The sequence below is a fragment of the Flavobacterium sp. genome, assembly GCF_046293665.1.
Classification (GTDB): domain Bacteria; phylum Bacteroidota; class Bacteroidia; order Flavobacteriales; family Flavobacteriaceae; genus Flavobacterium.
Window position 1 is genome coordinate 15,400 of record NZ_JBKBOL010000003.1, and the last position, 25,112, is coordinate 40,511.

Consider the following 25,112-nt stretch of genomic DNA (forward strand, 5'->3'; position numbering starts at 1 on the left):
CTGATTTGTTATTGTGGTAATTTAAAAAAGCAAATAATTAAACGAATAGCATGTTTTTTGAGGGGTTATTGATGTTCAGTGTCTTTTTCTTTCTCAATATTTGGTAGATTCTTAATGATAATCCCATCAGTTTCTTTATCTCTAAAAATTACATTCGACTTAGTCACCCAAGAAATGCCGAAAGCCCATAAAGCAATTGTTTCGAGTATAATTATTGGTTTACAAATTAAATTATACTTAGCCTGAACTTCCTTATCTAAACTGAAATAAGTCGCTATTAAAACAATGCATGCTATCATAACATACCCAGTCATCTTGTAAATTCTGTTTCTCTTCTTTTTTTCATCAGTCAGATTTGATCCTTTTAACACAAATAAAAATAGCGAGAAGTAGGTTAGTGTTAAGAAAAAAAGAGCAGCTGATATATAGTGGATTTTGCTTGCTACGTCCAGACTTTCCTCTATCATTATACCTTGATGGGTTAAAGTAGTTCCTTCAAGTTTCTCTGTAGGAAAGAAAGCTACCAATAAAGCAAAAAAGGCCGCTATATTTCCGGCGACATTATCTCTGTAGCTATATCCTTCATAGAAATACAAAACAGGGCAACTGCACAAAGACTCCCAACAAATAAATTACCCATTGAAGAATATATAGTAATGTGAAATAGAAGGTAAAACTCCCTTTTGATTTTGAGTTATGATTGCCCCTAAAACCAATATTATTGGTAAGAGTATACCAATAAATCCAATAGATCTTCTAAGAGTTAGATAAGATACAATAACACTGTCATTTGTATGTTCCATAATTCCCTTATTTAGTTTTAATTAATCAGTACCAAAAAGGGTATAGTCTACAAACATGTTACCTGTTAAATCTGTAACATCTTGCCTGTCTCTAGTACCGTGAGGATAATCTAACTCTCTTATAAATGACGAAAGAAAATATCCTACCTGATCATCTTTATCATTACTTACAAGAGTCAAGATCGATTGTGCAACTAAATCAAAGAGTACAACAATAGCTTTATTAACCGGGTTAGTTTCGGAAACAAGACTACTAATGTTATCAACAATAGTGTTTAAGTTCTCTTTAGATAAAATATTTTTCAATATCGTAGCATTATTCCTTGCCTTTTTATCTTTCTCTATACCTAATAATTGTATGCTGAAATCAGTAGGTATCTTATTAGCTTTGTAAACAATATAACCCGTATCACCAAATGTTATTATGCTTTTGTCTTTAACTTTATGGATAGGCATTAATATTCTTGATTGAACGACTTGTTTAATTGCTGATTCAATTAACTTATTTTGCTCATCGACATCAGTTGTTTCAAAAAAACTCTCCAAAGAAGGAAAGCTAACTTCTGAATGATTGATAAAACACATTAGTTGCAATTCACCTTTTCCAATAAGTTCGCCATTCTTGACAATTCTAATTTTGTTGATTCTTACATAAAACATGAGAAATAGTATTTTAATTAAGCCTACTCTATAATCCTCTTTTCAGCTTCCGAGGTTATTACATTATACTTTTTGAATATCCAAATATCTGAGGACTTGCTTATCTGTTAACCAACCCACTACAACATCAGCGTTATCAACCACAATTAAATCCTTGAAGTTTTTATCTTTCATAATTTTTATAGCATCTTCTATTTTTTTGTTCTCATTTATGGTTTCAAATGCTTCTACTATTTTATTTGAATTAATAAAATCGGCTAATGTTTTTGCTTGCGTAGCCTTGAGCAACTCTTCACTGAGGATGCTCTTGTGAATAAGGCATTTAATTTTGTCATTTTCAAAAACAGGTAGTCTACTTTTTTTGATGCTGTCAAGAAAATCACTTAAAGCCTTTGGGTCAAATTTGGTAATCATGGGATTTGTAGCTTCGATTGAGACCATGGTAAATTTGTCTATCATCACTTGTTTTACTAATACATCATCAAGTAAATCAGGTGTGAGTTTATCAATTATTTCATGATAACTTTTAGTAGCAGCTTCAAAGTTTTCTTTGCCAAAGTAAAAGGCCAAAAGAGTCCCAATCCAAGTGCTAATTAAAGGGACTAAAAGACTGAATAGTCTTTCAGGGTCAGCTTTGAGAGACATCCAATATATTACCAATGTAAGGATGAGAACTAATGATCCAACAAGTAAAATTTTAGCGATTAAATCCCTATATCCTGTTTTTGGTTTTACCGGAGTTGTTAATTTACTCATGATTTCTATATTACTGTTATTCTTTTATATTTCATTAATAGTTGCTTATTCCAATTTCATAATTTCCTTTCGTTTCTATTGTCGGTTGAAGATTTACTTCGCCTTGCGCGAAAGATTCTATGAGTTCAATGTTAGTTGGTTTCATGTTTAAAGATTTGGTGAAGAAAATTCAACGGGAAATTTTTGCTGAACAAGATTTTCTACTTGAATAAGCATTCCGTTAATATTACTAAGGTCAAAAGCAATGTCTACTTCAATTAATGCTTTTTGTGTTTTTTTGCCTATTTGTCCATCAATGTTACCAATATTCTTTCCGAGTCGAATTAAACATGATTGTATTGCTGCTTGTTTTTGATTTTCGCCAAAGGAATCAACATTTACTCCGATTGAAAGAATTGCGCTTGCTGATGCAGCTGTATAAGGTTTGAAATTTGTTCCTTTTCCTTCGATATAGTATTGATAAACCAATTGATGACTGCCACGACAGTCAAAATGCCAAGCTTCTGATACATTAGATTTAGGTAGGGATATAATTGGAACTACTCCATATTCTGCTGCTATGGTCCAAAAGTCAGCTAAAGGAATTTTAATGGCACTCAAGTCTAAATCAAATCCTCGTCCAGCTTCATGAAAACTACCACCCGGAGGTGGACTAAATGCTTTTTTTCTACCGGCAATATAATCTTGGTGTGACTGTGCCTGCATATCATAGCTTCTAAATAAGTCGCTTAAAATAAGCCTTCCTCCTTTTTTCGCCAATGCGGTTGCAATATTGAATATAGCCACATAAGTATCAGGAGTACATTTTGCCATTCGAGAGGGAAGCGGTAACAAATCACCTAATTTGTTTTTGTAAATTGAAATTATGTCAATTGTTAAGAGCGGAGATTTCATGGTTAAAAAAAATATTTGTTATTTTATTATTGACTCTAAGTTTAGTCACAACGTTTTATAACATTGCGGATGATTATTTATTCAGGGCTTAGATTGGAGCTGTAGTAATTATATAAAACATCACCTTTTAAGTTATATTAATAACTTTAAAGAGGTGTTTTAGAGTCGATAAGAAGTGTAAGAGTCTATTTTGATCTAATTTTTTTAACAGAAATAATTTTAATGATTGAAAATCATTTCTATCTCTTTCAACTTACATAAAGATATAAAAAACTAGCTGAGAAACCTTTATAAACTAAATAGAATATCGATTAACGGAGCTTAACATCGGTTAAGTGTGCTTTTAGGACGTTAAAAATTCGCGATTTGTAGTTTTTATATAGTTATAGTATTTACTTTTAGGTTCATTTTTGATATAGAAAACTCCATTAAAATACACATCTGAAATTTATCGTTTGTCTTTAGTATTATTTTGGTACGCAATTAAATTAAAAAGTTCACGCATTCTGCTTCTAACACGATTACCATATAGTATTTCGATTTCTGATGCGGATAGGTTAGTGGTTATATGGGTTTGTATGCGTCGACTGATGTACAAGTCATATCTGCTCAAAAGAATTTCTGCCATGACATTGCATTCATTACCATAGTATTTTAGGTTGTTTTCTAATCCTAAATCGTCGAAGCAGTAGATTTTTGGGTCGAGTTGGTTTAGTTTTCCGCGACTGTATCTATGGATTATTTCGTAGCCGTCTTTTATAAATTCAAAACTTATGTCGCGGCATGGTTTTACTATGAATTTGTATTCGATAGGCGTTAGGTATTTCATTAGGTTCATTAGGGAAGTTTTGCCACAACCTACAGGACCTGAAAGTAGTATACCTTTATTGAGGTTTATATTGAATTGATAGCAGGCTTGGTCATCCTTTAGGAAATAAGCAATGAGCTTGTAGACTATTGGGTAATCATCTTCCAGAATTTTGAAGTGATTGCCATAGAGTTCTAGACCTTTTGTTTCCAGCCAGATGATTATTTCGGGATAGGTGAGATGTGTATTCATTTTTTAAAAGTTGCTTTAGAGTGGCTCTGCGTAATTTTTGTTGATAGTTGTATTAAGATGGTTTGGTTTGTGAGTGACTATTAAGTTTGGTTTTTGATTGAAAATTTTAGTTTTACTCATCCAGTTTTGGGCAGCGGCTTGCCAATTGGCCATAGTTGTTTTACCGCCAATAAGCCAACCATTGCTTTCGTAGTAGTTGAAGAATTTTTGAGCCTCTGTTCTTTCAAATTCTTGTAGGATGAAGTAATTAAAAATTTCATCCAATTGTGGTTTTTGGAAATTTATTGAAGAAGACATCTCGTCTTTGCTTTGACTTTGCTCAGTATAAACAGGTATTACAAAATCAACAATTCTTTCTTTTTCTTTTTTGTCGGAACTTTTTTCTTTTTTTAAAACCTCATCACTATTACAAATAGAGTCATCATTTTTTATTGAATTTGAAGGTGTGTGTTTACTCTCGTTTTTTTTATTTGTAATGTTTATATTGTTTAAAGAAGATACTAATGCTTGTTCAGTACTAGTTTCATGCTTGTTTAAAACCTGTTCTGTAACCAGTTCAAGAAAAGGTTCATTTTTTGAACTTGTTTTTGGTTGGGGTTTTAGGTCTTCGGCGAAATTGAACATGATTACATGGCTGCCTCTGAATGGGTTGTATGAAGGCTCATATTTTATATAACCCAAAGCATGCAAGTTTTTCAGGCATTTGTGATAAGTAGCTTTTGAACTGATTTTACTTATGCGCATCACTTCATCACGGGATATGCTTATTGGGTTTCTGAACCGGTTGCAATTCCAAAATTGGAATAGTGACATGTAGAGACTTACATGTGTGGGGTTAAGTTCTTTGTCTTTGGTTACTCTTTCGAAGAAGCCGGTTAGGTGTTTTATGTAGTTCATGGGGAATTACGAATTTTAAATTACGAATTATGAATTGGAGTGCTCTCGATACTTTCGTCAAAGGCGAAAACTCGAACTGACGGAGGGAATGACAGTCTATTTAAATAGGGTCGGGTTGGCGGTGACTTTGTTTGCAGATAAGAGTTTGTTAATATCAGTGTTGTCGTAGTAGAGAATGCCACCGATTTTGGTGTAGGATAGGGTTTTGTTGATGCGCAGGGTTTGGAGTGTTCCTGGTGAAATGTTTAAGAGTTTGCGGACTTCTTTGGATTTGAGCCATTGTTTTGTTTGTTGTGGATTGGTTTTTAGAAGTTCTTTTAATTCTGCGAGTAGGAGTATGCGGAATTCATTTAAATCTTCTTTTGTGATTATTTCGATAGCCATAACGTATGTTTTAGATTGTTATGGGACAAAATTGTGAGGAATGGTTTGATTTAAATCACAAGTCAATCACAAGTTGTGAAAGAAAAAATGAAAATTTATTGCGGATTGTCCGCTGCGATTGCCTTCTTTAATTTGTTACTGAAGTAGTTTGGTGTTATTCCGGTATGTCTTTTGAAAGCACGAGTAAAATGTTGAGTGGTACGAAAGCCTGCTTCTTCAGCCAATGCCGCATTGGTGTAATTCCTGAATCTGCTGCTGGTTTTGAGCATTTCGACTATGTAATCGAGCTTTAATTCTGTGATATATTCTATTGTTCCTTTGCCTCGGTGCTTGGCGATTACCTTAGTTACATATTTGGAATTGGTGTGCAGTATTGTGGCCATTCTTGCTAATGTCATGTCTTTTTCCAAATACTTCTTATTCAGCTCAAACTTTTCCAATCTTTTGACAATTGCAGCCTCAATATCTTTACTGATTTCAGGTTTTGTTTGCATACCATTGCTGTTGTTTTCAATTGTTTCCCGGTTTTGAACCTCTGTTTCTTTAAATACGACATCTGACGGAACTATATAATTGCTAGTGTCTCGCTTCATTAACTCTTCGAATAGTTTAACGTTGCGTTTGTTTCTTCGTATTAGAAGAATAATAGCCATACTCATCGCCAACACAATCATGCCTGCTGTAATCCGCGTAAAAAGTATAGTGTTTTCGATTGCTTTTTTTGCAGCCAGCAGTTCTTTAGTATCATACTCCTTTACTATTTTTTTTAACAGGTATTTGTAATCCTGCGCCAATAAACTGTCAACCTTCAACAATTGGTCGATGTAAAAAAGTTGTGATTTGGTATCGTTCTTTAGCTTGTGATAGTCAATTAGATATTCGTATCCTTTCCGGAGTTCGGGCAACATATATTTTTCTTTTTGAAAAATGTTGTCCACCTTTTTAAAATAGGTTACAGCATTTTCATATTGCCTTAGTGACCAATAAGATTGTCCGATATAGAAATAGGCCACTGCTTCATTGGCATGATCCTTTGAGCTAGCCATTTTGGGCAAAGCAGCGTTTAGCTTTTGAATTGCTGTTGTATAATTTCCGATATGACATTGGTTTATTCCTTCGGAATGGATAAAATAGCCTTCCATGGCAGTATCTTCAAACTGACGTCCTTCTTCAATAGCTAATAGGTTGGTTTGTGAAGCCAATTGGTATTTTCCAATTCTAGTATAGCATAAAGCGAGGGCATGCTGTGAATTGAGATATGCTCTATCGTTTTCCTCCCTGTAAAAGACTACACACTCATGTAACAAAGAAATCGCCTCGTCATAGAAACCCAGATAATATTTAATCAGAGCTATACCATATTTAATCTGATAATTCAAATGTGGAATATTAACTTGAGTAATATAACTGTCTGCAATTAAATAATTATCGAGTGCAGCCATGTGTTCATTACGATTGTAATGAATTATTCCTTTTGCCATATAGGATGAGGCAAGAAGCTCATTACTAGTTGTCCTTTTGGCATTGCTAATCATACTGTCGGCATAAAATAGTCGAGTGGATTTGTCTGCGTTGATTGCGAATGCTCTATACGCTAATGCTAATTGATGGTAGTTACCTTTTTCTGCCTTCGCTTTTTGAAGCCAAGCGGCCGAATAAATTTTTGATTTGTTATTGTCGTAAATGCTGTTTTCGAACTTCATTTGAAGGTACTCAAAACTTTTACCAGCAAGGCTGTCGAAACGGACGTTGTTGTTATGTCTTGCCCAAGCTCCATTAATTATTATCACTAAAATAATTAGATGTTTTTTTTGAATCATTATTCAATATTGGTATTTCTAAATAATTGCAAGATGAATTATTGGTGGTACAATTTGCGAATAAATGTAAAAAAATAATTGGAACTGTAAGATTCAAAAAGCAAAATTGTAAGTAATAAACCGATTGGAGTATAAGTAATTGAACAGCGGTTCTTTAAATGTTGGTTCGCTAGAGGTCATTCCCGCATGACCTACAATCTTATTAGCGAATGCTTTTCACTTTTTGCTTGTGTGCTGTAATTGGCGCTTCTAGTTTTGCCCTGAATTCAAACGGTTTTGTTATGAGCGAAACCTATCCACTGTTCAGATTACCCCGGGCGAAATGAACTGATGAAAAAAAGTAATCAGTAACATTTTAACATTTAAACCTCATGAAAAATATTTATTCATGCTTAATTATTTTGACTTTTTTTGCTTCTTGCGTCAATGATGAAAATAGCGGACAGGAAATAAACCCCTCCATAAGCCATAAAGACGGAGGTGATATATTACCGACCTTTAACGCTAATCCTTATGATAAAGCAGGCAAGATTTATGATGAACTTTTTGATGGCTACTATAATGGCACCAGCCGTTCCACAGATATTCAATCAGTTATATTGCAGGTAGAAGCAATCGCAAATGCTAATACGTCATTTAATGGTATTGGTCAAGGACATCAACCGTTGGTAACTGAAAGGATAGAGCATCTTGCGAATCTCAACAAAGGTGATATTGCATCAGTTATAGGAGCAAGTACTTTATCACCAACTGCAAAGACAAGTTTTAGCAATTATTTAATTTCTATTTCAGCTCTTTTTGATTCTGAAGAGGATGCGTCCATAATGTATAATGCCATAGTGAAATATGAAGAAACAGTCATCGATAATGAGTTACTGACTGCCAACGACCAGCGAATAATTTTGACAACAACCTCTATTATGAGATACTCTTCTTACCGGGCAAAAAAGAAGCCCAAAAAGAATACTGATCCCTACTGGAATATTTGGGTTACTCATGTTTTTGGTGCTGAAGAAGGTGCAGAGGAAAATCTTGAAAAGTCTATAATACTCGGGCTCGTAACCTTTGTCGTTTCGAATAAATAATTTATTTAAGTCCCTCTGACGAGAGGGGCTTTTTATATTGCATCTGCATTATCCATGCGAAGCACCAATTTTTCTTTTAATAGATTGAGGAACTTTGTTTTTTCTGATTTTCGGGCACGGATTTCAAGAAATACCCTGTTGAACTGTCCCAGGTCGACTCCGAAAGCCGTTTCGAATAAGTTGACCACTTCTTTAAGTTCGGTATGACCGTTATTAAAGACCCCTTCGGTGTGTAGCGCATAAATCAGTTCTACTAAAGCTACCTTAGAACCGGTCCAGATTTGTTTTGATGGTTTGGCTGTACTTTCGGTTGTGTTGGTCTTGTTTTGGCTTTTTTGTATTTCCGATTCGAGAAAAACCTTGATCGCATCGTTGGCCAATATTTTTGCCACTTTATAATCATGTGATGTTGAAAAGCGCTGATCAGCTTGAAAGTAAAAACTGTCTAAGGTGAGTTTTACATCATATTTGCCGCGGAGAAAATATTTGTGGTCCAAGGTTTGGTTGCCGGTGCGGTAATACCGATAGAATTCGAGATTTTCCTTAAAGAACATGTCCAATTTTTCTAATTCGGTTTTATAGTAATTGCGGATTGTTTTTTCAGCCCCCATTGGTTTATTAGATATGATCGTATATATCTCATTGTAGTAAATGAGCTTTGATGCCAGGTGCGGCTTACAGTTGCGGAAAAAGTCGATTTCTTCTTTTTTGTCCTGAAAGGCATGAACTATGAATTTGGTTTTTAGTTTTTCGAGGACTGTAATGGAAGCTTTAATTCCCTGTTCGGCATATTCCAGAGGTTCCGTTTTATCAGCATGGATTTCCTGCAAACGCTGTTGTAGTTCTAACATTAGTTTTTGGCTAAGCCGTTTCATCTTGTAAAGGTTGGATTCGAGAGCGGCAAATCTATTGGAGTGATGGGGTTGGGGCAAGTGGTTGGAGCGAGTTATTACCGAATTGCATAGAGGGTGGTTCCCGAATTGCAATATGAAATAAAGCATGAATAATGATGTTTGACCTTAATTATTTAAATCAAACCCAATGATTGGCATTTTACCTTCGGTTTTATTGTTTGTCTTGTGCTTTGTGCTCTTTATAAGAGAGATTAAAATTGAGCATGAGCAGTTTTTTAAAAATGAGCGATTAGCGGATGATCATATACTAAGAGAAGTAGAACGATTTGTAAAAGAGCAAGAATCGATGGAGGAAAAATGAGCGGTGTACAAAGTAAGCTTAAGCGGTTACATTTTTAAATTAAAGTCTCCGGTTCAATAATCTAACGCAACTTTTTAAAGAAATGTATCAGTTCGTTACCATGAAAAACTACAGCCAAATTACCTTCCAGGCACGCATCGAGATTGAAAAATTATTGGCTTTTAACATCAATTTTATTTTGCAGTTTCTTTTATTCCTTCAAGTATTACTTTTAGTAATACGAGGGTTTCATCTATAGACATTTTTAGATTTTTTGCTATTGTAATTTCGGGTTCCTGAGCCCTCGCTTTATCCTGTATGCTGTTTTCCAGTATTGAAACGATTCGGTTTTGAAGTACCGTGTTGAGGATGAGAATTGGTCCCATTTTTCTACCGATTATACGGGAGGCTGCTTTCATTTGGTCAAAATTTTCATCAAAAAGATCCAAATGGTTCTCGTATGCTTCATTTTCATATATGTCCCAACCATTTTTAATCAAAAATGAAATATCTTCCAAATCTTTAATTCTCCATTCGGGTTTGTCACTCCATGCTACCAGTTTTAAAATCAAAATTCCTTCTATGGGTGTTACCGGGACTGAGAAACCTTCCTGAGTAAACAATTCAGTTTTTTGTCCGACTTCAGTAAAGCCCAAGACATGGAGGGTAAGGTTGCGGTCAAGGAATGTTACCGTGTATTCCTGTTCAATTTTTCCGTAGGGCATCAAATCGATAGCCGTATTTGATTTTTCAAAATAGAGCCTGTACTGTTCGTCTGCTTTGCGAAAGCCTTTATTGCACAGCTCTTCAAATACCTGATTGTATAAATCAAAATCGGGCATCATGACTGCAAAATCAATATCGGCAGTTCCCCGGGTTGGACGAATGCCAGCCTTATACAATTGCACATCCCTTGCATTTGCCCCTACAAGGTAATAGTTTATCCCATGTTTGGTAAATACCTCTTCTAAGATTGCATATACTTCACCATGCTGCGCAAACGAGTAGTCCTTAAAATTCATGACGGATTTTTTGGTATATCATTTCTGCAACTTCCTTATTACGGCTATTACCGCTATACATCAGTTCTGCATATACTATAAGTGGGTGAACGAAGGACTGTGTATCCATACCGTCTTCGATATGCTCCCAGAAAGGACGGTAGATCGTTATTTCTCCGTTATTATCTGGGACTATCCTTAAGCTTTTTATTAAATCGCTTTTTGGCTGAATGGTGAAAATGGTGAATTTTTCGGGATTCAGATATTCTGTAATAATTGCTGCTGCCGGTTCACCTCCCCATTGTGTTCCATATTCCAATTCCCTATTCCTCCAATACCATTCGTCTTTATTGGTAAATGTATAGGTGCCCATTTTTTGAGCCGGAAGTATTTTTTCATTGAGAAGTACTATCCATCGTTCGAGCAATTCTTCTTTTTTGACCAACTGAAATCTCCTTGAATTAATTTTTATGGCGAAGCCTTCCCGGAATAATCCATGTATCAATTTGCTTACGCTTCCTAAAGAAACGCCACTTAATTGTGCCAGGTGTCTGTAATTATTATTTATGTTGTCATCATTTGCCAATAAATGGAAAAGGACTTTTCCTCCGGTAGCGGTGAAAATTTGAGAGTAGTCATTATAAACCGGTTTCGAATCTCCTTTTTCAATATATAGCTTCAGGTTATTTAAATCCAAGTACGCATTTCCGAAGCTGTCTATATAATTTATGCCGTATGTTTTCATGTACTCCTTGGCTTTTGGAGTGATGTATTTAGCCGCCAGAATATAGGGCATGTATTTTTGTTCGCCATGATTCAGCAAGATTGCCTGTTCGGGCCTTATTTCTGCCCTAATTTCTACTAATACTTTTTCTCCGTTTATAGCCACAAAAAAATCATTTTTCTTGTTTTCATAATAATCCAAAAGTTGTAGATGTACCTCGAAATCTATTTTATTAAAGTAATCGACTATGGTTGTATAAGGATCCATTGTTCACAGAATTAGTTGCGTTCATGTAACATGAACAGCCAAATTTAGTGAACAAATCTTAATTAAAAGCACTTTATGTTCACTTTTTTTATTTGTTCATGTTACATGAACAAGAACATTTAATGAACAAAAGACGAGTAAGGGCTTGATTTTTTTCAAAAAAGGCTAATTTTATGGTCGGATATGAATGTGAACATAATGTTCACATTACTGCTAACTTTATTTTTCAGCATGATAACCCTGAGGTGGGTAAACTTTTAGGGATATGGCAGGAGTAGGAGTATGTCGTATATGCTGGTTGCTATTCAAACAAAAAAAGCCAATCAGAAGGATTGGCTTTTTGATAAACACAGGAAAATATATATATCTTAGATAACGTTTACATTGGTTGCGGTTGGCCCTTTTTGGCCGTTTGATATATCATAAGACACTTGGTCGTTTTCACGAACTTGACCATTTAGGCCTGTTGCGTGTACAAATACGTCTGCTCCGCCAGTACTTGGCGTAATAAATCCGAAGCCTTTTGCTTCATTGAAAAATTTAATTGTTCCTTCGTTCATAAAAATAAATTATTAAGCGGCGAAGATAGTCTTTATTATTGATTTTTAGATGTTTACTCTTTATTATTGCAACTATTGCATCACTTTATTTAAAAAGCGGTGGTTTTCTACAGATGCTTTATATGGGTAAATAGGTGGGTAAATAAACTAATGATAGTAGAGAAGATTATAATGCTAATCATAATGATACTGCCATAGTTTACTAAAAATATTATAGATAATGTGGGTGAATAGGGAAGTGAATTATATGTTTTGTTTTATGAAATATTGCATATCGCGATATGCGATATAAATGCAATTGCGCCGGCATCGATTTACTAAGAAAAGGTTTGCCGTGTTTGTGATAAATGTCAAATTAAGTTTTGGCACTTTATTCTCTTTTTTGCCAAAGTTTTATTTGATTCTTGTTTTCAATTTATAATTGATGATTAGTTTAGGATTATAAAAATTAATGCAACTTTTCACGGCAAATACCATTGACTTAAAATTGGTGTCAAGGATATCCTGATAAACCTCGTTATAAGATGTGAAACCATTTGTTATTTCCTTGAGGTGAGTTAAATTATCCCTCATTCTTTTTAATTCTATTATTTTTTCCATTCGTTTTGGATAAGCCATGCCAAAGTTTTTATGGCAAAGCGTTGGTATGATTATAGTTAACTTTTCTTCAAAAGGCACCCATCGCTGTATCCTGTTTTTTGTAAAGCCTTTTCCTTTGTATTCAATCAGTTGGTGGTCGGGGAGGAGCTGGTTTAAAAAAGCTTCCAATGCCAAAAAGGAAAATATAGAAGAAACTGAAGCAATCCTGAAAATATGGCTGAATAAAACAGCTTTGAGATGGTCATCATTATCTGCAATAAGGGTTTCTTCGAGCTTTTTCCTTACAGTGTCCAGTTGCTGTACTGCGTCGAACGCCAGAGAGAAATAAAAAGTAACCGGATTCGGCTCAAGTAGCAGAAATTTTTGCCTTTTGTATACCAATTTGTCGATGCCGTACATTTTATCGCCAGTAACGTGAATAAAATGCATTTCCTTATCAGCTATCGCTTTTTTTAGTTCCTCTTTTGATTTAATACTTGGAATGTGTTTAAGGTTAATTGGCCTATCGCCGTCAGGATTATATTCCGATCCCTTGTAGCGTATTGAAGTTCCTTTTCTCATAATAGAAAATTTGATTAACAGCTATTAAATTTAGTGATTATACTTTCCTTATCTTAGCCTTACCCCAATTACTTCATAATGAATTTTTCTTATTTTGACCAACTAACTGTATCTAAACTTGCGGCTTCCTTTGGAAATACCTCAGCGACTTATAAGTTTTACTGGTTGTTGCCTATTTTGGAATTAGTAGAAGACGGACAGGGAAACCATATTAAAAGCCATTTATTTGCAAGAATGATTGGCAATGCATGGTATGCGGTGATTTTTTTTTATGTTTTTTTTTGGGAATTAGGATCTGATACAACAAGCACTCTATATAGGAGTATGAAATGCTTACGAGGAACGCTATGCAAGATTAGCTTATAATGGTGATTGAAAATTCGATTTTGACCACAGATTTAAACTTTTATCTATTAATTCAACTTTTTATACTATAATTGAATAAGATTCACAAAGAAAAAAGGATGTCAGTTTATATAAAAAGTAAAATAAAGTAAAAGCATATGAAGTATTACAAAGTAGTTGATGAAATAAAAGGGTCTGTAAAAATAGATACAAAACAAAGTAATTATTCCACTACATTAATTAACAAGTTGTTACATCAAAAATTAATTCAAATTATTTGCGACTCAAGTAAAAAATTAAATATTCCGCTTGATATATATTTTACCCTTAATAACAATATCGCAATGGGAGGAAACGACTATCTCACAACATTTCCAATCGCTCTAAATGGATTTTATAATGTTTCAAACTTAACTGCGTCTCCTAATATAGTACATTTCAAGATTCCTGAAATAGACTTGCGTAAATTTATTAGCGATATCGATGATAATCAAATTTATTTTTTTGCGGAAGGATATTATTTATGGGAATATATATACGAGCAATCACGAGCTGCAAACTATAGTCATTTACCTGCAAGAGAGGATTCTTTTTTCTTGTTTGAAAATATATCCGATTGTGAATATTATATAAAAACTCATAAAGGGTTTGGAAAAATATGCGAAGTCGAATTATTGACTACCACTGCATTATTTCGCGGTGATATGAATATATTGGATGAAATACCTAACTATTTAAGTTATAAGCAAACTTTACATAGCGCTGACAGGTATTGGAAGGGATTGTCATCGGCTAAGCCGGTTTATGAAATTTTGTTTCAGGGAAGCTGCATATTGAAAGAAATATAAATTTCTTGAATCAAGAAACCAAATAGCTTTATTTTTTACCTATTTGTTAAAGATTTCGAGAAATGCAATATGTATATAAATTTATATACATATTTTAGTTTTTCTTCAAAAGACTTTTTAACATTTAGAAGCTTTTTTTGCTGTTATCCCCTGCTGTTGTGAGGTTTATCATGTTGAAACAATTTCTCCAAATTTGTTCATAATAAGCTTAAATTTGCGTTTCACGAATGTAGAATATTCGTTATTTTTAAAGATACTTAAGTGCATATGACAACACCAATCCGAAATAAAAAGGCTGAAGGTATAATAGCGGAAATTATTGACCAATATGCCTTTGCCGACAGCTCTGAAAGACCATGGATTATAGGGTTTAGTGGTGGTAAAGATTCAACAGTTTTATTAACATTAGTTTGGATTGCATTGCAACGTATTCGTGAAATGCCTAATCCCTTCCAACTTCGCAGAAAAATTTACGTAGTGTGTAATGATACGATGGTAGAGAATCCTATCATTTCAACTTATGTTGAGGGTGTTTTGTCTAAAATAGATGAAGAAGCAAAGAAACACGACTTGCCAATTTTTGTGCAGAAGACGATCCCTAAGCTAGAAGAAACTTTTTGGATTAATGTCATTGGAAAAGGATATCCTGTGCCTAATAGTACGTTTAGGTGGTGTACCGATAGACTCAAAATACGTCCTACTTCCAACTTTTTACTTGAACAAATTGATCAGATGGGCGAAGCTATAGTTTTACTTGGTACTCGCTATGATGAGAGTACTTCTAGGGAGCGTTCTATGAAAAAACATGAAATATCTGGAAACAGGTTGTCTAAACATACAACTAGCCAACATACATTTACTTATTCGCCAATCAAAGACCTTTTATTGGAAGAAATATGGTATATTATTAATACTGTTCCTTCCCCATGGGGATTTGATAATTCTATATTATTCCAGATCTATGCGGATGCCAGTGCGGATGATTATGAATGTCCTACTGTAGTGGTTGATAAAAACCATACTTCCTGTGGGCAAAGCCGATTTGGATGTTGGACATGTACTGTAGTGAAGAATGATAAATCGATGACATCATTGGTTAACAATGGAAGAAGTTGGATGCAACCTCTGTTAAATTTTAGGGATAAATTAATTGAAGGACGAAACTTGTCTGAAAATAGACAAGATGTTCGAAGAAATGGTCAAGCTGCAGTACGTGATGATGGAACCAATCGCGGAACTTATACAATCGAATATCGGTATTCAATACTGAAAGATTTATTAATTGTACAAAGGCAAATACAAAAAGAACGACCTGAAATAACTTTGATCAATAATCAGGAATTGATTGCCATTCAGGTAATTTGGAATCGAGATATGTATTTTGATCATACTGTTGGGGAATTATATAAAGAGATATTCGATAAAGAAATCAGTACAAATAATATTAAATCTGTTGACAATACTGAAAAACGCATTATGCGAGAAGTTTGTATTGACGATATGAAATATTTTCATCTTATTGATAACTTAATCTCTCTCCAAGAAACCAAGACCCTAATGATTTCCAAATATGGGTTGCATAATGATATAGAAAACCGAATTGAAGCTTTTGCGAAAGGAAAGTAAAATATGAAAATAGACCGAATAAAATTCGAAAACTTTAGAATTTACAAAGGTAAAAATGAAATTAATTTTTTGCCTCATTCTGATAAAAACATTTCTGTTATTGCAGGTAAGAATGGTTTTGGGAAAACAACATTTCTGACAGCTTTAATATGGGTTTTTTACGGGAAGATGATGGCAGAAGTTGAAGATAAATATAAGAAGGATATTAAAAATGCTGGAGGATATGAAAATTTTCTTCATAGTCTTCTGAACAGTGATGTAAAGTCTTCTTATGATTTAAACAAAAGTGGTTTGCCAATTTTTTTTGTTGAGATACACCTTCGGGATTTGTCTATTCCTTCAATGCCTTGTGAGTCTGTCATGATTAAAAGAAGTTATGATTATCGGACTGACAAAGAGAGTGTAACTATTAATATAGATGGTTTAGAAAATGAACTTACACGCGAAGTTGGTGCTGATTTATTTATCAATGACTTTATTTTACCAAGAGAAATTGCCAAATTTTTCTTTTTTGATGCAGAAAAAATAGTAAGCTTGGCCGAGGCTAAATCTAAATCTGAATTAAGAAACTTAAGTCGTGCATACTCCGAAGTTCTTGGGATTAAGAAATATGAAGATTTAAAGAAAAACTTAGAAACTCTACTTTTGAAATTAAAAAGAGATGGTGCAACGGTTTTGCAACAAAAAAAACTAGACGATTTACTTGAAACCAGCCATCAACTGACTGCACTGATAGATTTGAATAAAGACAAGCAAATACAGTTTGAGCAAAATATCCAAAGTATGATTAAACAAAGTGAAGCTCTTCAAGAAAAACTTGTACGTGAAGGAAATGGAATCACTGTAGAGGAGTTAAAAGAACTGAATGATGAGAAAAAAGGCCTAAAAGAAGATTCGGAACGAATAAAATATAATTTAAAAAAACTACTTGAGTTAGCTCCAATCGTAATTTCGGGAAAAAAAATTCTTGCATTACGTGACCAACTTGAACTTGAGCATGCAAAGGAGGAGATTAGTACTATTGATATAAATTCAAATCCAAATCTTAAAAAGATTCTTTTTGAACGTTTGTCCGATTTAGGTTTAACGCAGGATAGTGAAAAAATTGTCGCAATAATTCAAGAAGTATTTAATGCACAAAAAGTGGATTCCAATAATGCCAAAATTCTTTTAGATTATAGTGTAGAGCAGTACCGGGAATTTATTGCGGTTATTGATAATATAAGAAAGGGGTTTAATGTTCAATTTCAAAATCTTGTAAGAGAAGAGCGATTAAATCGAAGTGCGCAGTTTAAAATTGGCAGCCGACTTAAACAAGCAGAAGCAAGAAAAGATAACTTGATTGCGCAAAAACTTAGAGAAGAAAAGGGAAAGGTAGATAGTAGAATTATCCAACTATCGGAAGAAAAGGGAATGTTAATTGAAGAGTTTAATAGTCTAGAAATCCGTCTTGCTACAAACCATAAAATATTATCTCAATATCAAAAAGAATTTGATTTAAAAGAAACTGATAAACACAAATACTTGATTACAGAAAGTGTTTTGCTTAAAATTAATACAATTGTTCGAAAAATAAAAGAAGAGAAAAAATATTCTTTGCAAAAATCCATTTTGCTTGGTTTACAAAAAATTATGCATAAAAATGATTTCGTGCATGATGTTACTGTGTATGTACAAGATGAGATTATTGATATTGTACTACTTGATAAAGCAGGTAATAGCATAGATAAAAATTCATTATCAAAGGGTGAACAGCAACTATATGCTACGGCGCTTTTAAAAGCACTTGTAGATGAATCCGGAATACAATTTCCAGTATTTATTGACAGCCCCTTACAAAAATTTGATAAAGTTCATTCCAGAAATATTATTAGTGAGTTTTATCCAAATATTTCAGAACAAGTTGTTTTGTTGCCATTGCTTGGAAAGGAACTGTCTGAGTATGAATTTGAATTATTAAAAAGCAACATAAATAAAGCATTTTTGATTGAAAATAAAATGGGTGTTTCAAAAATAGAATCGTTGAACCTAGAGGCATTATCTACCGAAATAAAACAAGAGAATTATGTTTACCCAAATTAAAACCAGTAAAGCTAATAAGGAATATATTGCACAACTTACACGTAAATTCAATTTGGGTACTGAAAATTTCATTGCTCGTATAGCTTTCGCATATTCACTATCTTTAGATAGACAACTTAATTTAAATGAAATAAAAGATTCTGGGGGAAAGGAATATTCTAAGACCGTTTTATTTGGAGACTATTTTGATTTATATATTGGAATACTTTGTGTGAACTACGGAATGTATAAGACCGATAAAGATCTTCCAAAGTATATAAAGCTTCATATTGATGATGGTATAGAATTACTTTTCGAAGAATTTAATAAATCCAATCTAGAAGGATTTGATTTTCTCGTTCAAAAAATTGAAAACGGACTTTTAACCATTGATAATGAATAATCTTGCCCCAAAAATAAGAGATTATCAACAAGAAGCCATTGATGCTTGGGTAAGTAATGATTATATTGGCTTTTTTGAAATGGCGACAGGAACTGGAAAGACATATACTGCATTATATTGCGCAAAATATTTGTTGGATTTAGAGGGGAGAGTTGCAGTGCTGATTTTGGTGCCTACATTAGATTTGGCTAATCAGTGGAAAGATAATGTGAAAAACATAATTACCAGAAATATAATTTTAGCCAATAGTAAGAATTTAAAATGGTATGAAGAATCTATGGTTGCATTGGTAGGCAAAGAGAACAACAGTTTTTGCATAATTACTACCTATAATACCTTTCTTAGCAAAAAATTTCAGTATATTGTCAACAAACTGCCAAAAGAAACAATATTAATTGCTGATGAAGCTCATAACTTTGGAACAAAAGCTCACATAGATTTATATCCTAAATCGATCGAACGTCGTTTAGGTCTTTCAGCTACACCAGCAAGGCATTTTGATGAAGATGGGACTGAGGCAATGATGGCATTTTTCAAAGCTCAGACTCCAACGTTTCAATTTAATATGGAAGAAGCAATAAAACGTGGGTATTTATGTGAGTACTATTATTATCCGATTATTGTTTCATTGACGGATGAAGAACTGGAAGAATATCGAGCAATTTCTAAAAAACTTGCTAAATACTATTCTGGGAAAGGTTTTGAAGATAACCCTATAGTTACAGCATTACTGCTTAAAAGAAAGAGAATAGTGCATAATGCATCAGAGAAATTTTTGGCATTGAGAGAAATTTTTAAAAATTTACTTAATGAAAGTAAATCGGTAAAATATGTTTTGGTGTATGTTCCTGAAGGAAATGATAAAAATGAAGATACAATAAATAGAAAATTAATTAATGAATATTCTAGAATAATTTCCAGCGAATTTGGATTAAATCAGCATCAATTCATAGGACATACAAAGGACAGAGAGATTATTTTAGAACAGTTTAGTAGTGGGAAAATTGATGTCCTTACAGCGATGAAATGCTTAGATGAAGGAGTAGATATAAAACGGGCAGAGACAGCCATTTTTTGTGCCAGTACTGGGAATCCGAGACAGTTCATCCAACGAAGGGGTCGGATACTAAGAACACATCCAAATAAAAAAAATGCTGTTATATATGATATGATAGTAGTACCAGCAATTACGGGTGAAAATTTTGGTAAAAGTATGAATATGGAAAAAAGTATTCTACAAGGTGAATTAAGAAGAGTACATGAGTTTGCATCTTTGTCACTAAATAAATATCAGGCATTACAATCATTAGAGATAGTTGCCAAGAATTATGAAATAGATATATTCAGTAATATAATTTAGTATTAATATGAGTGGGGTTAAAAATAATAATGTACGTAAAGAGCTTGAAAAATTACTTGCACCATTAAAAGAAAGTGCACAAGCTGAATATAACATATTGTTAGATTTAATAGATGCAGTTTACGAAGATCCTAAGATAAATCAACCGGAGGCATCATCTAGCCAAATTGAAAATATGTTATATCAATGGATTGATAATAGTGTGAATTCAGAAAACAGTTAGTAGTTGTGATTATAAAATCTATAGAAATACAAAACTTTTTATCTTATTATGATCTGAATCAACTCAAATTTGATTCAGATTCTACAATTATTATAGGGCAAAACAATACTGGTAAATCAAAATTGTTTGATGCCTATAATTGGGTACTATATAACGAAGCTTATAAAACAGAAGAAGAAGAATGGAGACCAACATTTGAATGGGGTGATGAGCTAGCTAATAAATTAGCTAAAAAAGAATGTGCTATTTCATCTTGGTTAACAATATCTGTATGTTTAAATTTTGAAGATGATAATAATAATTCATACACAGTAACGAGAGATTATAGGATTCAAAAAGTTGGAGTAGATAGTTGGGTGAAGTCAAGCGATTCCGAACTTGTTATATCCAAACGCAGTGCTACGACATACAACACCAATCATTTCTATGGGCAAGAAGCTATCCTAGAACTTAACCGGTTTTTCCCAAAGAATTTATCTCGATATTTTTTGTTTCAAGGTGAGGGTATCAGTCAGTTATTACGCTTAAATCAAAGATCTCATTTTACGAAAGCGATCAATGAAATGTCAGGGATTAAATACTTTGCTAAGGCAAGTAGATATGCTAATAATGTTTATGCCAAACTAAAGTACGAATTTGAAAGTAAAGATGAACGGGATGCTGAGGTTCAAAAAGCGAAATTGGATATTGCAGGAAAGATTGTTGAGGTTTTAGATAAATTAAGCGATTTTGATATAAAACTCGAAAACGAATACAAAGAGCGGGACATAAGGCAACAAAAGCTCGATGAAAAGATTGAAGAATTATCCAGATATGAAGAATGTGGTAAATTGCTACAAGAAATTAAGCATTTTGAATCTGAATTAATTAAAAAACAGGATCAACGAAAACAATTATTTGAAAGTAATAGAAATAATTTATTTGATCTTTGGCTATACTCTCCTGTTAGGGATCAATTTTCTAATTTTTTAAGCCTTTACAGAAAAGGTAAAGAAGAACAAAAAATTCCAGAGCCAATACGACAAGATTTTATTCAACAAATGCTACAAGAGAATGTTTGTAAAGTATGTGGTACAATAGCACCTAAAGGTTCTGATGCGTTTAAACATATAATGCAGCATATTAATGAAAGATCATTAGATAAAGAAGTTGCGGCAATTAATACTTTGAGTGATACTGCAGACATTATGAATGTTGCCTTGGAACTTTTGCCTGAGAGTGTAGAAGAATTTAGGTCACAATTGCAAGTTATACAAGAGGAATTAAATTCTCTTAGAGAAAATATTGATTATAAAGAAGAGGAGCTAAGAATTGTTATAGAACGAATTGAAGAGGAAAAGCATACTACTTTAAATAGAAACGATATTGAGAAAGTTAATCTTGTTCAGTTAAAAAAAGATATTGATCAAACACGTGTAGACTTAAGTGATTCTAAGGATAAAATTGCGCAATTAATTGGAAGAAAAGAGGAAACAGACAAAGTTTATAAGGATTTGATAAAAGAAGAAGAAAAACTAGTTTTACAATCTTCAAATGATATTGAAAGACGACGTATGTTATTGGCGAAAAGAATAAGTGAGCATGCTGATCGTCTTCACAAGGATTTTTTAGGAAGATTATTGAGAGACATAGAACAAGAAGCAAACGATTATTTTATCAGTATGACACGAAATAATACTGCATTATCGGGAGCAGTGCGGGTTGATTACAATAATCAAGAGGTGTACATAGTTGATGAGCAAGGTCGTCGTATGAGTAATATTAACCAAGCAAATAAGGTGTCATTACAAATTTCGTTTGTTGCAGCGGTGTTATCTGTTTCAAACAAAATTTGGGACAATCATTTCCCTTTTGTTGCAGATGCACCAATATCAGCACTGGGAGGTAATAATAAGCTTAGTGCAATTAAGACGATGATAGATATATTTAAGCAATCAATAATAATTTTGAAAGACGATGCTTCTATAGATAATATTGAAAGCGTCAAAAGTGATGAAGTACGGCAATTGATTGAAAGAAATAGCAAAATACGTCATGCTTATGAATTAAAAATGAGTAGCGGAAGTTCGAGTGAAGAGCAATATACAGAAATTAAAATTCTCAAATAATGATTGAATCAGCTATTATAGAAGACAATGCATTAATGAATATTGAAGAGGATCACTATAACAATCTCTTTAATGGAAGATTATGCCCAAGCATTAATGCAGATAACAAAAAAAACAGAAAGGAATTTCCATTTCAAGCAATGTGGGAATTATTCGTTTATGCTGCCGTTTTGGGAATAAATACCGGTAGAGCAAAAAAAATAAATAAACAACATAAACCATTTAGGTGGGGTAATATTGGTCATTCGCATAAAAAAAATCTCTTATTGCTCGCGACAGCAAAAAATAATTCATTGGAATTCCTTAAAGACGGAGATACTGTTAAAAAGACTATTGAAGAATATGCTAATGGTGGATTAGCAATTATTAATCAAGAAATTAAAAATAACCCTTCAGCTTACACCAGCCTAGAAGATTTAACTCATCGTTTTATGGAAGGTTGAATTATAGTCTAAATATTGCGCAAGCAATATTTTTCAATTCTTCAGTCCTGTCTTGAATAACTTGTTGATCCCAATGAGGTTTCACGGCAACATCTTCACGATTAATCATTAATGATGACTCCTGAAAAATAGGCTTTTTTGTAATAAAGTCATCATTATCTCCAGTTCTATTGTCGCTATTTCCCAAAATTGTCAAATTACCTATTTGATTTTTTAACGGATCTAGATTAGTATCTACAATAGGTGGACTACCAATACCATTGTGTGGGTATACATGTTCTATGGTAGAGCCAGTGAAATCATAAACTCTTTCCTTGTCTAAACAAAATGGAGTGCCGTGAGCACCACCTCTATACCAACGATAGTGATGTTCTAATGTTAGTAAAAAATATTTAAGAGGCTTTAAACTTTTACCGACGCGAGCATATTTAAAGTCATCTAATTGTCTCTTAAACATGTCGTCATTTACTCTATTTATTAGCGTTTGTAATTTTGATTGCAAATTATTGATTGTATATGCCTGAGGGTTATCTCTTACTATTTTAGCTTCCTCATGATATATATCGATTAAGTCCCCTAGATATTGATTGCCAATAATGAGATACCTAAAGACAAATCTCTCAAGCATCTGGATAATATCACGAAATAGTGTTTGGGGCAATAACTGAGCTGATAACAAATACACAAGGCATTCCCTATGACCAAGTGCATTGATTAACAGATACAGCCTATTACAATCCCAATCTTCAATAGGTGGACGTCTAAAATAAGGCCATTGTCCTGCAGATAGCTTGCGTAATAAATCAATGTCTTCTTCAATTTTCACAACCTTATTTTTAATCAATATTGCAGTAGCTTCATTTATATGAACATGTTCATTCTCAGGAAGGAAGTGAGAAATAAAGTCATTAAAAAGAGAATTTGTATCTGCTTTTTGCCCGGTATATGACCCGTAAATAGCTCTCAAAAATTCAACCGTATCAATAGGCATATCAGCAAGAATGTTATCCCAAGCTCTTTCAATAATTTCTTGCTCATTCGGATGTGGCTCCAACATTCTTAAGCATTCTGCTCTCAACAAATCACCTTCCGTAAGGTTCTTGCCTCTGTTGTTTAGTACCTGGAAAAGCTTGAAAGCAGCCTTGCGATCTCCAGTAATCATATTTAAAATACAAAAATCTGATTCCAAGATTTGTTCGATCATTTTGAGATTTCCAATTCGATCTAATAAAGTTCCACTATGTGTTAAAGTTTTAACTTTGTCATGAATTAGACCGTAGGCTTGCTTAATAAGCTTTTGCGACTCATTTGTGGGTTCTTCGTTTGTATCAAGCACGAAAGAATGAAAAAATGTTAGATCCCTTTTTGAGAGTACTAATACTCTAATATCTTGAATACTTTGTTCAATCTCTTTTTGAAAAACTATATATCGTTGTGTAAGACCCTTGATACGCTCCTCTATAAGAATTTTTTCATTATTGTAACTAAGATTTCCTGCTATATCTGTGGCAATAATATCCTTATATATATTTATTAATGAAGTGACTAACAAAACGAAAGTAGCAATTCTTTGTTGTCCATCTACAAGTTCATAAAACTTATGGCCATCGGTTCCTTGAAGCTCACCTGTAACACAAACTATTTGACCAAAAAAATGAACAGCAGGATCTTCATATTTCCGTTTTTTATAACATGTTTCTAAATCTTTGATGAAATCTTCAATCTCTAATTGTTCCCATGAATAAGCTCTTTGGTATTTAGGAACTCTATATACCGGTTGGTATTCAAAAAATTTCCCAACGGGTCCATATTTAGGAGTGACTTCCATAAATATTTTAGATTAAGTGTTATTGTTTATATTGTTAAAAGATTTTATTACTCTTGATCCAAATCAAACTTAAAATCAAAAAGTTCCTTTGGATGGACATTTAGACCCCTTGCAAGTTCCATTACTGTGCCAATCTGAATATTAATTTGACCTTTTTCTATTTTGCTAATGTCACTGTGGTCAATATCGCATCTTTGAGCTAAAGCGCGAAAACTTAAATCTTTTTTGATACGAAGCATCTCTAGCTGACTGCCAAATAGTATTTTAAATTCGTCTTTAGTTAATGTGTTTGACATTTCATTTTAATAATGTAGCAATTTCAATTTTTTTGTAAAATTTATTGTAGGGTTATTGCCCTACTAATTATTATTTATTATATTCGCTTAATTATTTTAAATTTGCGATACTTCTTATAAAATATTTGAAGCATTCGCTTTGAATCTCGCATCGTAAAACTGGTAATTTTAGCAACGAGATGATAAGTGCCAATGCTCACGCTCTAAAAAAAAAAGGGCGTGGGCTCACTTATTGTTGCAAGGGTATACCAGTGCCTACGATGCAGTAATGTGAGTACCCACGTCTCTTTTTTATTTGTGCTACT

General features: G+C 33.3%; 25 protein-coding genes. 10 read left to right on the forward strand and 15 right to left on the reverse strand.

Going from position 1 to position 25,112, the window contains the following annotated elements:
• Window positions 1–65 precede the first annotated feature (65 nt).
• The 8 genes from ACK4R1_RS06525 to ACK4R1_RS06560 form a co-directional block, all read right to left on the reverse strand.
• Window positions 66–596, reverse strand: a complete 531-nt coding sequence (locus ACK4R1_RS06525; protein ID WP_409684854.1) for a hypothetical protein — start codon at window positions 594–596, stop codon at window positions 66–68.
• 228 nt (window positions 597–824) lie between these two features.
• Complete coding sequence (locus tag ACK4R1_RS06530) at window positions 825–1,463, reverse strand: hypothetical protein (RefSeq protein WP_409684856.1); 639 nt, start codon at window positions 1,461–1,463, stop codon at window positions 825–827.
• 63 nt (window positions 1,464–1,526) lie between these two features.
• Window positions 1,527–2,219 carry a CBS domain-containing protein gene (locus ACK4R1_RS06535; protein WP_409684858.1) on the reverse strand — a complete coding sequence of 231 codons (693 nt, stop codon included), beginning with the start codon at window positions 2,217–2,219 and terminating at the stop codon, window positions 1,527–1,529.
• Window positions 2,220–2,366: 147 nt separating this feature from the next.
• Window positions 2,367–3,113, reverse strand: a complete 747-nt coding sequence (locus ACK4R1_RS06540; protein WP_409684860.1) for a hypothetical protein — start codon at window positions 3,111–3,113, stop codon at window positions 2,367–2,369.
• Between the two features lie 448 nt (window positions 3,114–3,561).
• The gene (locus ACK4R1_RS06545; protein ID WP_409684861.1) at window positions 3,562–4,173 is read right to left on the reverse strand and encodes an ATPase; all 612 of its coding nucleotides are present in this window, start codon (window positions 4,171–4,173) and stop codon (window positions 3,562–3,564) included.
• A 15-nt stretch (window positions 4,174–4,188) separates the two neighbouring features.
• Window positions 4,189–4,854: a transcriptional regulator gene (locus ACK4R1_RS06550; RefSeq protein ID WP_409684863.1), complete on the reverse strand. Its 666-nt coding sequence runs from the start codon at window positions 4,852–4,854 to the stop codon at window positions 4,189–4,191.
• Between the two features lie 312 nt (window positions 4,855–5,166).
• A complete protein-coding gene (locus ACK4R1_RS06555) occupies window positions 5,167–5,454 on the reverse strand; it encodes a helix-turn-helix domain-containing protein (RefSeq protein ID WP_409684865.1) in 288 nt (95 codons plus the stop codon).
• Between the two features lie 95 nt (window positions 5,455–5,549).
• Complete coding sequence (locus ACK4R1_RS06560; RefSeq protein WP_409684866.1) at window positions 5,550–7,274, reverse strand: helix-turn-helix domain-containing protein; 1,725 nt, start codon at window positions 7,272–7,274, stop codon at window positions 5,550–5,552.
• Window positions 7,275–7,645: 371 nt separating this feature from the next.
• Here ACK4R1_RS06560 and ACK4R1_RS06565 point away from each other — a divergent pair, with 371 nt between their 5' ends.
• The gene (locus ACK4R1_RS06565) at window positions 7,646–8,359 is read left to right on the forward strand and encodes a hypothetical protein (protein WP_409684868.1); all 714 of its coding nucleotides are present in this window, start codon (window positions 7,646–7,648) and stop codon (window positions 8,357–8,359) included.
• Window positions 8,360–8,391: 32 nt separating this feature from the next.
• Here ACK4R1_RS06565 and ACK4R1_RS06570 read toward each other — a convergent pair whose 3' ends face one another.
• Complete coding sequence (locus ACK4R1_RS06570; protein ID WP_409684870.1) at window positions 8,392–9,210, reverse strand: RteC domain-containing protein; 819 nt, start codon at window positions 9,208–9,210, stop codon at window positions 8,392–8,394.
• A gap of 190 nt (window positions 9,211–9,400) precedes the next feature.
• Here ACK4R1_RS06570 and ACK4R1_RS06575 point away from each other — a divergent pair, with 190 nt between their 5' ends.
• Window positions 9,401–9,574: a hypothetical protein gene (locus ACK4R1_RS06575; RefSeq protein ID WP_409684872.1), complete on the forward strand. Its 174-nt coding sequence runs from the start codon at window positions 9,401–9,403 to the stop codon at window positions 9,572–9,574.
• Between the two features lie 173 nt (window positions 9,575–9,747).
• On the opposite strand, the gene ACK4R1_RS06580 is transcribed toward ACK4R1_RS06575, so the two are convergent.
• From ACK4R1_RS06580 to ACK4R1_RS06595, 4 genes are all read right to left on the reverse strand, one after another.
• Entirely contained in the window at window positions 9,748–10,575 is an 828-nt protein-coding gene (locus ACK4R1_RS06580; RefSeq protein WP_409684874.1) for a nucleotidyl transferase AbiEii/AbiGii toxin family protein, read from the reverse strand.
• Complete coding sequence (locus ACK4R1_RS06585) at window positions 10,565–11,545, reverse strand: type IV toxin-antitoxin system AbiEi family antitoxin (protein ID WP_409684876.1); 981 nt, start codon at window positions 11,543–11,545, stop codon at window positions 10,565–10,567. The genes ACK4R1_RS06580 and ACK4R1_RS06585 overlap by 11 nt, the downstream gene beginning before the upstream one ends.
• A 368-nt stretch (window positions 11,546–11,913) precedes the next feature.
• On the reverse strand, window positions 11,914–12,105 hold the full coding sequence (locus ACK4R1_RS06590) for a cold-shock protein (protein ID WP_409684877.1): 192 nt from the start codon (window positions 12,103–12,105) through the stop codon (window positions 11,914–11,916).
• A 393-nt stretch (window positions 12,106–12,498) separates the two neighbouring features.
• On the reverse strand, window positions 12,499–13,266 hold the full coding sequence (locus ACK4R1_RS06595) for a hypothetical protein (protein WP_409684879.1): 768 nt from the start codon (window positions 13,264–13,266) through the stop codon (window positions 12,499–12,501).
• Window positions 13,267–13,769: 503 nt separating this feature from the next.
• Here ACK4R1_RS06595 and ACK4R1_RS06600 point away from each other — a divergent pair.
• The 8 genes from ACK4R1_RS06600 (at window position 13,770) to ACK4R1_RS06635 (ending at window position 22,683) form a co-directional block, all read left to right on the forward strand.
• Window positions 13,770–14,459, forward strand: coding sequence for a hypothetical protein (locus ACK4R1_RS06600; protein WP_409684881.1), 690 nt, complete (start codon window positions 13,770–13,772; stop codon window positions 14,457–14,459).
• A gap of 267 nt (window positions 14,460–14,726) precedes the next feature.
• Window positions 14,727–16,085 carry a DNA phosphorothioation system sulfurtransferase DndC gene (gene dndC / locus ACK4R1_RS06605; RefSeq protein ID WP_409684883.1) on the forward strand — a complete coding sequence of 453 codons (1,359 nt, stop codon included), beginning with the start codon at window positions 14,727–14,729 and terminating at the stop codon, window positions 16,083–16,085.
• 3 nt (window positions 16,086–16,088) lie between these two features.
• The gene (locus ACK4R1_RS06610; protein WP_409684885.1) at window positions 16,089–18,167 is read left to right on the forward strand and encodes an AAA family ATPase; all 2,079 of its coding nucleotides are present in this window, start codon (window positions 16,089–16,091) and stop codon (window positions 18,165–18,167) included.
• Complete coding sequence (locus ACK4R1_RS06615) at window positions 18,151–18,549, forward strand: DndE family protein (protein ID WP_409684887.1); 399 nt, start codon at window positions 18,151–18,153, stop codon at window positions 18,547–18,549. The genes ACK4R1_RS06610 and ACK4R1_RS06615 overlap by 17 nt, the downstream gene beginning before the upstream one ends.
• The gene (locus ACK4R1_RS06620; protein WP_409684889.1) at window positions 18,542–19,909 is read left to right on the forward strand and encodes a DEAD/DEAH box helicase family protein; all 1,368 of its coding nucleotides are present in this window, start codon (window positions 18,542–18,544) and stop codon (window positions 19,907–19,909) included. Before ACK4R1_RS06615 ends, ACK4R1_RS06620 begins: the two co-directional genes overlap by 8 nt.
• Window positions 19,910–19,916: 7 nt before the next feature.
• Entirely contained in the window at window positions 19,917–20,132 is a 216-nt protein-coding gene (locus ACK4R1_RS06625) for a hypothetical protein (protein ID WP_409684891.1), read from the forward strand.
• A gap of 5 nt (window positions 20,133–20,137) precedes the next feature.
• Complete coding sequence (locus ACK4R1_RS06630) at window positions 20,138–22,240, forward strand: AAA family ATPase (RefSeq protein WP_409684893.1); 2,103 nt, start codon at window positions 20,138–20,140, stop codon at window positions 22,238–22,240.
• Window positions 22,240–22,683 carry a hypothetical protein gene (locus ACK4R1_RS06635; protein ID WP_409684895.1) on the forward strand — a complete coding sequence of 148 codons (444 nt, stop codon included), beginning with the start codon at window positions 22,240–22,242 and terminating at the stop codon, window positions 22,681–22,683. Before ACK4R1_RS06630 ends, ACK4R1_RS06635 begins: the two co-directional genes overlap by 1 nt.
• A gap of 1 nt (window position 22,684) precedes the next feature.
• Here the strand turns inward: ACK4R1_RS06635 and ACK4R1_RS06640 are convergent, their stop codons facing one another.
• Both ACK4R1_RS06640 and ACK4R1_RS06645 read right to left on the reverse strand, forming a co-directional pair.
• Window positions 22,685–24,511, reverse strand: a complete 1,827-nt coding sequence (locus ACK4R1_RS06640) for a DUF262 domain-containing protein (protein WP_409684897.1) — start codon at window positions 24,509–24,511, stop codon at window positions 22,685–22,687.
• A 47-nt stretch (window positions 24,512–24,558) separates the two neighbouring features.
• Window positions 24,559–24,807, reverse strand: a complete 249-nt coding sequence (locus tag ACK4R1_RS06645; RefSeq protein ID WP_409684899.1) for a helix-turn-helix domain-containing protein — start codon at window positions 24,805–24,807, stop codon at window positions 24,559–24,561.
• Between the last annotated feature and the right edge of the window lie 305 nt (window positions 24,808–25,112).